Source organism: Mucilaginibacter yixingensis (genome assembly GCF_041080815.1).
Classification (GTDB): domain Bacteria; phylum Bacteroidota; class Bacteroidia; order Sphingobacteriales; family Sphingobacteriaceae; genus Mucilaginibacter; species Mucilaginibacter yixingensis.
This window is the reverse complement of record NZ_CP160205.1, coordinates 2,709,422-2,721,605: the sequence shown is the minus strand read 5'-3', so window position 1 is coordinate 2,721,605 and position 12,184 is coordinate 2,709,422. Positions and strand designations below refer to the sequence as shown.

Genomic DNA, 12,184 nt, shown 5'->3' with positions numbered 1-12,184 from the left:
ACTCGGGCGACCTGCTTATTAGCGAAGGTTTTAAAAGAGCCGAGCAACTTTATAGCGATATGTTGAAAGAACAACATGATTATCGCCTTTACCCGCGCACAGCTAACGAAGATGGTACGCTTAAAAATACTAGCCTGAAAGAGTGGACCTCAGGCTTTTGGGCGGGTAATTTATGGTATCTTTATGAGTATACACATAAACAGGAGTGGAAAGACGCCGCCCTGGCCTGGACAAACACACTGGCCGATAACCAGTACAACAAGTCAACTCACGATCTGGGCTTTATGATGTATTGCAGTTATGGTAACGCTTACCGCCTTACACACAACCCGCAATATAAGAGCATCATGATCCAGTCTGCCAAATCATTAGCCAGCCGCTACAGCCCGGTTACCAAAACCATCAAATCATGGGATCAGCGGCTGTCATGGGACGGGAAAACGATGTGGCATTATCCGGTAATTATTGACAATATGATGAACCTGGAACTGCTGTTCTGGGCCACCAAAGCTACCGGCGACTCTACCTATTATAAAATAGCCGTTAACCACGCCGAAACAACCATGAAAAACCATGTAAGGCCCGATTACAGCACTTACCATGTGGTAAATTATGACGAAAAAACCGGCAAAGTATTAAACCGTGAAACTTGTCAGGGTTATGCCGATAATTCTACATGGGCGCGTGGACAGGCATGGGCAATTTACGGCTTCACCATGGTTTACCGGGAAACGCATGATAAACGCTTCCTGGAATTAGCGCAGCATCTGGCAGACTTTTTTCTGAACAACAAACGCTTGCCGGAAGATAAAATACCCCTGTGGGATTTTAATGTTAACCAACCAGGATATCGCCCGCTTTGGGCTTATGACCGAGATAAGTACTCAGATCCTATCCCCAGAGATGCCTCGGCGGCGGCGGTTGTATCGTCGGCGTTGTTTGAGCTGAGCGATTTCTCAAAAGGAGAACAACGTGCTAATTATAAAAATGAGGCCGTGCAAATGTTAACCTCGTTAAGCAGCAGCGTGTATCTGGCTATACCGCATACTAACGATAATTTTTTGATCAAGCATTCGGTAGGCAGTCTGCCGCACCATGCGGAGATTGACGTGCCGCTGTGCTATGCAGACTATTATTACCTGGAAGCATTGCTCAGGTATCAGCATGCTGAAAAATAGGGAAGATTTTCATCCAGGTAAGGAAGATTTTGCCCCTTGGGAGCAGGCGCCTGGTTTAACTTAGTAAATCCAATTACAAACCAATTTTTATATAGATGAGAAGAATTTTACAACATGCTACACGCAGGGTGCCCCCTGTAAACCTGGAAGTTTTGCGCATCGCATCACATCCATTAAAGCCAATTGCCCTTTAATCTAATTTAATATAGACTATGATGAATTTACAATGCGCTATGCAGTCTGCCGGTACGAGTGTTCGTAGTGGTTTAAAAAGGATTGCGCTATTTGTTTTGTTGATCCTTGCGTCGTGTGCCGGGTTGTATGCGCAAACCCAGAAAGTGACCGGTGTGGTTAAGGATACACAACAATTGCCCTTACCGGGCGTAACCGTAAGAATAGAGAATAGCACCAGTGCTGCTGTTACCGATATTAACGGAAAGTTCTCAATTACGGTTTCCAATAAGAATGCTACACTGCTTTTTAGCTATACAGGTTTTGAATCAGTGAAACTGCCGCTTTCGGGGAAGTTGCAGGTTAGCGTTACGATGAAAGACCAGGCGTCTGCCCTGAATGAAGTAGTGGTGGTTGGTTATGGTACACAGAAGGTAAAAGACCTGACGGGGGCTGTCGGTCGGATATCCATGTCTGATGTTACCAAGGCGCCTGTGCTTTCTGTCGGTGAATCATTGGCGGGCCGTGTGGCCGGTGTGCAGGTTAATTCGGCCGATGGCCAACCCGGATCGGCAATTAATATCGTTGTTCGCGGGGCCAACTCAATTACGCAAGACAATACCCCACTGTACGTAGTAGATGGCTTCCCGATAGAAGGGTTTAACCTGAGCTTGCTTAATCCGCAGGATATTGAGAGTCTTGATGTGCTCAAAGATGCCTCTGCAACCGCTATCTATGGTGCCCGTGGCGCCAATGGAGTGGTGATTATTACCACCAAAAAAGGTAAAGCCGGTGTACCGGTTGTTAATGCTAACGTAACACAGAGCTTTGTCAGTAACATCAAAACCATGAAGCTGATGAACAGTTATGACTTCCTGCAGATGCAGTTGGAGCGCGACCCTACAGCTGGTTCGGCAGTTGCCCCGACGCCAACCTATACCTATTTCACTTTGCCCGGAAAAACCCTGGCTGATTATCAAAACTATCCGACTACAGACTGGCAGTCGCCTTTCTTCAGAACCGGCAGCCTGCGAGACTATTATGTGGCGCTGCGCGGCGGCAACAAACAAACCACATATGCGGTAACCGGATCAATAGATGATCAGATGGGTACCGTTATCAACACTGGCTCTAAACGTTACCAGGGGCGCATCACTTTAGATCAGGCTATAAATGACAAACTGAAAGTAGGCATCAATGCCAATTACTCTTATCTAAAACAGTTTGGTAACAGCCTGGCCGCTTCTAACAACAGTGGTACCTCTAATGTAATGTATAGTGTATGGGGTTCAAACCCGCTGTCGCCTTATAGTGAAACACAAGAGGTTGATGCAACAACCAACCCGGCAAACGATTATAAATTTAACCCGGTGATCAATCAGGAGAATATGGTACGTAACGTTAATACAGCAGCGTTAAACGTAAATACTTATCTGTCTTATGCTATCACCAAAAACTTGACACTGCGCGTTACCGGCATTATTAACAATACCGAGATAGGTAACGAAAGCTTTAATAACACACATACTGCTTTAGGTAGCCCCAACTCGCTTTTCGGGGCAACTAATGGTGTTAACGGATCGGTATCTACCTCCAAGAATAATAACTGGGCTAACGAGAATACGCTGACCTGGGACAAGAGCTACGGCAGGCACAACTTGAATGTATTGGCCGGTTTTACCCAACAGGGCAATACTTCAAACATGTATGGCTTTGGCGCCGGTCAGCTACCTAACGAGTCATTGGGTATCAGTGGCCTGGATGAGGGTACCCTAATACCGTCTAACACTAAAGCCACCAGTTCTTTATGGAACGCACAATCATGGCTGGGTCGTATTAATTATAATTACAATTCGGTTTATTACCTTACGGCTTCGTTCCGTGCAGACGGTTCTTCCAAATTCGCGCCGAAGAATCATTGGGGATACTTCCCGTCGGCAGCTGCTGCCTGGAGGTTTACAGAAGAAGGATTTCTGAAAGGTAATAAGGTATTATCAAACGGTAAGCTGCGCTTCAGCTACGGCCAGACTGGTAATAACCGGGTGTCAGATTTTGCTTATCTGTCTTCTACCGGTTTACCTGCAAGTTATGGTTACTCATTTAACAATACCGCAACGGCCAGCGTTATCCCCTTGGCCATCGGTAACCCCGATCTGAAATGGGAAACCACTACTCAGTATGATGGCGGTATAGATCTTTCTTTTTTTGGCGATCGTATCAGCCTGGCAGCTGATGTTTATCGCAAAACCACTAAAGACCTTTTGCTCAACGCTACCTTACCTACGTCAAGCGGTTACAGCACAGCTTATGAAAATATAGGCAGTGTACAAAACCAGGGCCTGGAGTTAACGCTGAGTACAGTAAATATTCGTAGCCGGGACTTTACCTGGACCAGTAGCTTTAATATTGCCTTTAACAGCAATAAAGTGTTGGCATTAGCTAATAATCAAGAAAGTATGCTAAGTAGTCCGCAGTGGCAAAATTCGTGGTTTTCAACCCCGGGCTATATTGCCAGAGTAGGGCAGCCGCTGGGGCAAATGTTTGGTTATATCTGGGATGGCAACTATCAGTATAGTGATTTTAACAGAACCGCCACAGGTGGCTACGTGCTGAAAGATAATGTAGCGTCTAATGGTAATAATCGTGCCAGCATCCAGCCAGGTGATATTAAATACAAGGACTTGAACGGCGATGGTGTAGTTAACTCATCTGATTATACCGTGATCGGCCGTTCGCTACCTATCCACACCGGTGGTTTTACCAACAACTTTACTTATAGGAATTTTGACCTGAGCGTATTCTTCCAGTGGTCTTACGGTAACGACATACAGAACGTAAGCCGCATGGTATTTGAGGGTAATATATTGGGTAACACTTATCTGGAGCAGTTTGCCAGCTATAATGATCGCTGGACGCCAACCAATCAAAACTCTGCCAACTACCGTGTAGGTGGTTATTTCGGCGGTGGCTACTCATCCAGAACGGTAGAAGATGGTTCATATCTGCGTTTAAAAACAGTGCAACTGGGTTATAACCTGCCTAAGGGATGGTTACAAAAAATCAAAGTGTCATCCATCAGGGTGTTTGCGTCGGCCCAGAACCTTTGGACCTGGACCCACTACACCGGCGAAGATCCGGAAGTAAGTACGTACAACTCTGTACTTACAGGCGGGTTTGATTACAGCGCTTATCCACGCGCAAGAACAATTGCCTTTGGCGCTAACGTTAATTTTTAACCACTAAAGATTTTGACTATGAAACGTTCACTTTTATTTCTGGCCGCTCTGTTGAGCCTGGAAATGGTTTCGTGTAAAAAAAATCTGGACACTGTTCCATCTGATACACTTACACAAACAGAATATTATAATACTGAAGCAAAACTCAATAATGCCCTGGCCGGGGTTTATCAGCCGTTGGTTACAGAAAGTATGTATGGCAGCGCCATGTTTTCTTCCATTGGAGCTGCTACTGATGAAGGCTTTTATGCCCGGTCTGCTCAAACAACCGGCGTAATGGTATACAATTTTGATTATACCAATGCCGATGTCAATAACCTCTGGACCCAGTTGTATCAGGGGATAGAGCGCGCTAACATCCTGATCCAGAATATTAACCTGGCACCAATGGACGAAACCAAGCGGAAAGCCATTCTGGGCGAAACCATGTTTCTGCGTGGCTACTATTACTTCCTGCTGGTAAGCAATTTCGGCGATGTGCCGCTCAAAACCACACCCACAGCCTCGGTTAGCGATGTTAATATCCCGCGTACGCCTGCCAGGGACGTTTATGCCCAGGTGCTGAAAGATATGCAGGCTGCCGAAGGTATGGTTTATACAGCAACCTCTCTGGGTTATGGCGGCCGGGTTTCAAAAACCACAGTTGAGGGTATCTTGGCAAGGGTTTGTTTAACCATGGCCGGGTATCCGCTAAATGATGTTTCCAAATACCAGGATGCACTAAGCTGGGCGCAGAAAGTGGTGTCGTCTGGCGAACACAGCCTTAATCCAAGTTACAAGCAGATGTTTGTTAATCTGCATCAAGGTATATATGATGTAAAAGAGAGTATGTGGGAGGTTGAGGCAAATAACAACAACGCTAATGGCCTGGGCGATTATAGCCGCCTGGGGAACGTCAATGGTATCGCCTTATCGGCTAATACAGATGTTATTGGTTATAGTTATGCCTTTATTGACGCAACGGCAAAGTTATACAACCTATATAGTGCCGGCGATTTACGCCGCGATTGGGCCATTGCACCCTATTCATACAATAGTGCAACTACGCCGGTGTCTGATGTTTTCTTTACCTCTGCGCAATTATATAATCGTAATGAAGGCAAGTTCCGTCGGGAGTATGAGACCATGCCGGCGCCTAAAAACAAAAATAATACAACTATTAATTTCCCGCTTTTGCGTTACTCGGATGTATTGCTGATGCTGGCCGAGGCTGAGAACCAGGTTAACGGACCAAGTGCTACCGCTTACAACGCTATTAACCAGGTAAGAAGACGCGCCTTTGGACTCAATGTTAGCACCGCCGGTGCTTCTGTATCTGTAGTAAGCGGCCTTACCCTTGCTACTGCCGGCAACACCGGTTATGCATACTCAACCACCACACAAGCCAACGTGCCATTAACCATCACTGGTGGTGGCGGTACCGGTGCAACCGGCATGGCTTCTATTGCCAGCACCGGTAAGGTGAATGGCGTTGCTATTACCAATCCGGGTAGTGGTTATACATCTGCACCAACCGTCAAAGTTGGCTTGGTATGGGCGGCTGGTACAAATTATACCGTTGGCCAGCAAGTAACCAACGGCAATAACCTGTATAACGTAACCACAGCAGGTACTTCAACTGCCACTGCACCAACCAATACCAGCGGCGCATCTGCAGCTGCAACCACCGGTGCGGTATTTACCTATGCCGGCGCTGCAGCTACGGTTACTGCTACTGTTGCCACTTCAACGGTGGATCTGCCAGCCGGTTTGTCGCAATCATCGTTCCTGCAGGCCATTCAGGATGAGCGCGCCCGCGAGCTTTGTTACGAGAGTTTACGCCGTGCGGATCTGATCCGCTGGGGTATCTGGGTGCAAACTATGAATGCGTTAGGCGCCGATATGAGAACTAACGGAGGCAGTTTTGCTTATGGCGGGCTGGCCGGATCTAACATTACCGCCAGACATAACCTGTACCCAATCCCGTCATCAGAGATTACGGTCAACAGGGCTGTAACTCAAAATCCGGGTTGGTAATCAATTATTCATCCTTTTAAATGAAAAGACACATGAAACTCTCCTATATCATAGCAATCACCGCCCTTGCTTTGGCTGCCTGTAACAAAAAGCAGGACGTGCCTTCGCCCAGCTTTGGCGTAACCGCGGTAAAAAATAATGGCAGCGCGCCTGCCAGCTTTGCGCCTGGCGATACGGTGAACTTTAAGTTCAGCGGTAACCCCAATGTGATTACCTTTTACTCTGGCGAGGTTGGTAAACGTTACCAGTATATCAATCGCACCCAGGCTGCGGGTACAGCGCAATTGCAATTTACCTCGCAGTTGGCCAACGGCACACAGGCAGGCTCGCTTAGTTTGTTGGTATCCACAGATTTTAAAGGTGTAGCGCTGAAAACTTTAGCAGGGGTACTGGTACGCGATACTGCTACCACCAATGCTAACATTGCATCAGCCACCTGGACCGATATCACCAGTCGTGCAACTATACCAACAAATACAACGGCAACATCTTCAGGGTTGATCGACTTATCAGATCTGGCCAAACAAGGTAAACCGGTTTACTTTGCTTTCAAATACAATGGGGCAAGCGGTACTATCCAGAACAAATGGACCATCACCAACTTTGCCATCAATAATGTGCTGAGTGATGCCACCACCTATACTATAGCCAATTTGAACAGCCCGGCTAAGCCGTTAAGCAACTATGGGGTAGCCAGCTACAGTCCGGGTTGGGCGGTATCCTATGATCCTGCCAAAAACGCTAACAATTATGCCTGGGTTTATACCGATGGTACCTCACTGGTGATCACCGGGGCAACTACGGCAGCCACAGCATCGGCAGAGGCCTGGGCCATTAGTGGTCCGGTTGACTTGACCAAGGTAACACCAGATGCAGGCGTAGCCATAAAAAGTGAGATTGCCACTCTGGGTAGCTATACCTATAGCTATACCCAAGCCGGTAGCTACAATGCGGTTTTTGTGGCCACCAACGCTACCGCCGATGATTCAAAAACAACGGTACAGCAGGTGGCTGTAACTGTTAAATAATAATTGGTTTCCCCCACGCAGGAAAATGAGCTAACCCAAATAGCCTGATGTGTTTCTCTGCACACTGTCCGTTTTTGCTGGCCCCGGTCGGCAAAAACGGCGGTCAAAGGGGGGATGACCTTATCAGCGTCAAAGTTCCGGCCTGATTGCTCGATGGTTGCTGTTGACGTAATTGCTGTCGAACCGTTGCCGGAGCTGGTAACTCAAACACTGGCAGTGAAAAAGATCTGTGCCGATAAATGTAATACCCTTGAATCAAACCAATAACTTAATTATCCCATTTGTAGCCTGCGCACCTGGTGCAGATATGCTTGCACAGGCCGGAGCCAGGCTTGATGAAATAAATAAACAGCCGATGCTCCATACGCTTTGGCTGGATGTGCGGCAAAAGCCGAGGGTGAGCTTTGTTATGGGGTATGGGCACGATGTGGTCTTTCTAAAATATTACGTTGCTGAAAAATATATTGCAGCTCTGCATAAACGTACCAATGAGCCGGTGTTTAAAGATAGCTGCGTGGGATTTTTTATCCGTTTCGGACACGATCTGAACTATTACAATCTTGAATTTAACTGCGCCGGTACCGTATTGGGGCAGTATGGCTGTGGCAAGGCCGGCCGGCAGTTCATCGACCGGCGCCGGCTCGAGCTTATCGATACGCAAACTTCGATAGCGTTTAATGGGGAAAATGGGTTATTTGAATGGGAGATCACTATAGCTATCCCGGCCGAGGTGTTTCAATTTCACTACATCGACAGTTTCGCAGGAATGACCTGCAGTCTTAATTTTTCTAAATGTGGAGATGCCCTGCCAGAGCGACACTACCTGGCCTGGAATAAGATCCATGCTCTGGCGCCTGATTTTCATCGTCCCGAATATTTTGGAAAGGGAATCTTTGTACGTTCTGAAATTTTGGTAGGGGTATAGGTGTCAGGAAAACAGCCTGTTTATGCACCAATCAAAAACACCTTCTTTTAATTACTTCTCCATCCATTCAGCGTCATCCAATCAAAACACCTGTCCAACCATTCATCAGCAGTGTTTTGTCTGTAGCGGCCAAAGCCGTGGCCTCCGGTTTGATAGAGGTGCAACTCGGCAGGGATATGGTTTGCAAGCAATGCCTGGTAGAAAAGAATACTGTTTAGCGGATGAACAACATTGTCGTCGCTGGCATGTACGAGGAAGGTGGTTGGCGTTTCTGAAGTGACCTGTAATTCGTTTGAGTACTCCTTGATTTTTTCCTGCGAAGGATTTTTTCCAATCAACTGCTCCCTTGAGCCAACATGGCCGTAGACATCCTGGAAGCTGATTACGGGATAAATAAGGATCATGAAATCGGGACGCAGGTTGGTATTCTCTTTATTGTCAATTACCGGCTTAGTGAAATGGGTGCCCGCAGTAGATGCAAGATGCCCCCCTGCAGAGAAGCCCATTATGCCCACACGCGCAGGATCGATGTTCCATTTTGCAGCGCTGTCTCTTACCGTTTTAATGGCTTGTTGTGCATCCTGCAAAGGGCCTATCTCTTTGTGCTGCATAGTATGCTCATTCGGAAGGCGGTATTTCAGAACAAAAGCAGTAATACCTTTTTTGTTAAACTCTTTTGCAATAGCCGCACCTTCATGATCTGCCGCTACGATCTGGTAACCGCCGCCGGGGCAAATAATCACTGCAGTTCTTTTAGCATCCTGCTTCTCAGGAATATATGCGGTAAGCGTAGGAACGGTGATTTTGCTGATGCGCAATATACCGCCTTCTGTTTCGGATACCTCTTCATTTTTAACGGGTTTGCTTCCCGGTATAACGTCTTTATATAAGTTAAAAGTTGTTTGCGCTTTCACGGTTGTAAATGTAATCAGTTGTGCAAGAAGAATGAGCCGGATGTTTCTTTTCATAATGGTAATGATCGGGAATTGGGAAAGCTATTTCTATTAAGTGAAATTGAAGAGCAAACAAAAAACTGCGGGAAATGCCTGGATATAATCACATCTAGATTGTGGATTTAGCAAGATAAAAGACGACAAAGCCTCCTGAATTATAGTGTCTGCTTTCTTTGCAAAATATTTCATATTAACAGGGATCTGTTACTCTGATTACTTTTCGGATACCAACGTGAATTTACTGGTGACGCCATCCACGCTATTGCCACCGACAAATATTTCAAACTCACCGGGATCTACTTTAGGTTTCAGATTCTCATCCAGATAGCTTAAATCTGATGGATTTAAGATGAAGGTAACGGTTTGCGTGCCTCCAGCAGGAATGCTTACACGTTGAAAAGCCCTCAATTGCTGCCGGGCCTGGGTAATATGCTTGCAATGCAGGTTGGTAAAATATAATTGTACTATTTCATCGCCAGCTCTATTACCTGTATTGGTAACATTTACGGACAACTGAATTTTTTCATTTATTGAAAATTTGTTCTTTACAAATTTGATGTTGCCATATTGAAATGAGGTATAAGACAATCCGAAACCGAAAGGGAATAGCGCATAATACCGATCTTTAAAATCCATTGGTTTGCCTTTGGTTTCCGGGTATTCAGCAATACTTCCTTCTCTTCCATAAGGACGGGTGATCTGGGTTAATGGCAGCTGGCCTGTATTTCGGGGTATAGTAACTGTAGTTTTACCGGATGGATTAACTTTGCCTGCCAATATTTCTGCCAGGGCGTTTCCTCCTTCTTCTCCTGCAGGAAACATCTGCAAAACGGCATCCACTTTATCTACCCAATTTAACATGGTTACAGGGCGGCTGTCATTCAATACAACTATCACCGGCTTATGCAGGCTGCTTATTCTTTTGATCAAAGCCTCCTGAACACCCATCAAATTCAGATCTATCCGGTCTTGCGATTCGCCACCAGTCAGGCCATATTGGCCACCCATTACCAACACTGCTATATCCGACTGCTGCGCTATACCCACTGCTTCTTTAAATCCAGTTGAATCAACACCCGTAAGCGTACAACCTTTAGCATAACGAATGGTAGCAGCTGAACCAAAAATGTTTTTTATGCCATCAAGCGGACTAACGCCAGCCACTCCACTGGCTGAATACCCACCTAACTGAACCGTATTGGCATTAGGGCCGATAACAGCGATACTTTTTGTCGATGCGATTACAGGTAATACGTTGTTTTTGTTTTTCAGTAACACAATACTTTCCTCAGCTGCTCTTTTGGCCAAAGCTCTAAATTCAGGAGCATTACATAATTTAACAGCTTGTGTTGTATCCTCAATATATGGATGTTCAAACAACCCCAACTCCAACTTTATCCGAAGAATGCGTTTCACACTTTCATCAATCACAGATTGTTTAATGTTCCCATTTTTAACCTGGTCTATTAATTCCACATAGGCCTTGTATCTGGGAAGATCTACATCTAAACCAGCATTGGCACATAACACAGCAGCTTCTCCCTTCGAGTCGGCTATTTTGTGCATATCCATGGTATGTATTACCCCGCTCCAATCAGATACGGTGAACCCTGAAAACCCCCATTCTTTTCTCAGCAAATCAGTAAGCAGCCATTTATTTGCATGACACGGCACCCCATTTATCGCATTATAGGCCGCCATTATAGATTTTGCATGGGCTTCTGTTACCGCGGCTTTATAAGGAACCAAATGAATTTCCCTCAGTTCTCTTTCGCTCAATGAAATATTGCCCGCATCTGATCCATTGGCGGATACAAAATTTGCAGCAAAGTGTTTCGGCGTACAGATAACGCCATTCTGCTGTACATTTTTGATAAATTCGACACCAAAACGGGAAGCCAGATAAGGGTCTTCACCATAGGTTTCCTCCATTCTCCCATGGCGTGGATCTCTCGCCAGATCAAGTACCGGGCCTAATGCCTGCCTTACACCTCTACTATAAGCCTCTTTCCCTATGGCATCTGCTATTTTTCTCATTAAGGCCAAGTCCCATGTACAGGAAAGTGCAATAGCCTGGGGGTAAGAGGTGGCGCCAAAGCCCTTGAAACCATGTAATGCTTCATCATTAATAAGCGTTGGGATGCCTAATCTTGTTTCTTGAACTGCAACTTTTTGAATTTCGTTGGCCGTTTTAACGCTCAAGGCTGCATTCATATCGGTGGTGGGACAACTGATATGGCCCGTGCCGTGTGTTTTCATTTGCTGCCGGATATAATCTATCGAATACACACCGCTCGTTTTAAACACCTCGTCTCCATCGCCCAAACGTAAGGCACACATTTGGTACACTTTTTCTTCAAGGGTCATCCGCGTAATCAGATCATTCACGCGTTTCTCAATTGAAAGAGCCGGGTTTTTATAGAGCAGAATTTTGTTGTTGTCTTTTTTTTGTGCAATTGCTTGTTCCTGTAAAAGCAATTGGCCGATAGCCATCACCAATGCGGGTAACAATAAAAATTTTATTCCTTTTTTCATTTGTTTACAATATTCAGTCGGTTTTAATCCTTGAGCATTCATTGCTTTTATCACTGCATCTCTTGCAATCGAAACAGCATATCTGTACACCGGAACGATATCGATACTCTTTATTTTGACGGTTAATAAATCGTTAACCGTT

7 protein-coding genes are annotated in these 12,184 nt (G+C 45.7%); 5 read left to right on the top strand and 2 right to left on the bottom strand.

The window, feature by feature from the left end; genetic code table 11:
• Positions 1-59: 59 nt before the first annotated feature.
• From ABZR88_RS11125 to ABZR88_RS11105, 5 genes are all read left to right on the top strand, one after another.
• Positions 60-1,178 carry a glycoside hydrolase family 88 protein gene (locus ABZR88_RS11125; protein WP_211309851.1) on the top strand — a complete coding sequence of 373 codons (1,119 nt, stop codon included), beginning with the start codon at positions 60-62 and terminating at the stop codon, positions 1,176-1,178.
• 212 nt (positions 1,179-1,390) lie between these two features.
• Positions 1,391-4,585, top strand: a complete 3,195-nt coding sequence (locus ABZR88_RS11120; RefSeq protein ID WP_107830263.1) for a TonB-dependent receptor — start codon at positions 1,391-1,393, stop codon at positions 4,583-4,585.
• An 18-nt stretch (positions 4,586-4,603) separates the two neighbouring features.
• Complete coding sequence (locus ABZR88_RS11115; protein WP_107830261.1) at positions 4,604-6,601, top strand: RagB/SusD family nutrient uptake outer membrane protein; 1,998 nt, start codon at positions 4,604-4,606, stop codon at positions 6,599-6,601.
• 32 nt (positions 6,602-6,633) lie between these two features.
• Positions 6,634-7,629 carry a DUF5017 domain-containing protein gene (locus tag ABZR88_RS11110; RefSeq protein WP_170113659.1) on the top strand — a complete coding sequence of 332 codons (996 nt, stop codon included), beginning with the start codon at positions 6,634-6,636 and terminating at the stop codon, positions 7,627-7,629.
• A 250-nt stretch (positions 7,630-7,879) separates the two neighbouring features.
• Positions 7,880-8,554 carry a carbohydrate-binding family 9-like protein gene (locus ABZR88_RS11105; protein ID WP_146166587.1) on the top strand — a complete coding sequence of 225 codons (675 nt, stop codon included), beginning with the start codon at positions 7,880-7,882 and terminating at the stop codon, positions 8,552-8,554.
• A 47-nt stretch (positions 8,555-8,601) separates the two neighbouring features.
• Here the strand turns inward: ABZR88_RS11105 and ABZR88_RS11100 are convergent, their stop codons facing one another.
• Entirely contained in the window at positions 8,602-9,522 is a 921-nt protein-coding gene (locus tag ABZR88_RS11100; protein ID WP_107830255.1) for an alpha/beta hydrolase, read from the bottom strand.
• Between the two features lie 198 nt (positions 9,523-9,720).
• Positions 9,721-12,042, bottom strand: a complete 2,322-nt coding sequence (locus tag ABZR88_RS11095; protein WP_170113658.1) for a glycoside hydrolase family 3 N-terminal domain-containing protein — start codon at positions 12,040-12,042, stop codon at positions 9,721-9,723.
• Positions 12,043-12,184: the final 142 nt, after the last annotated feature.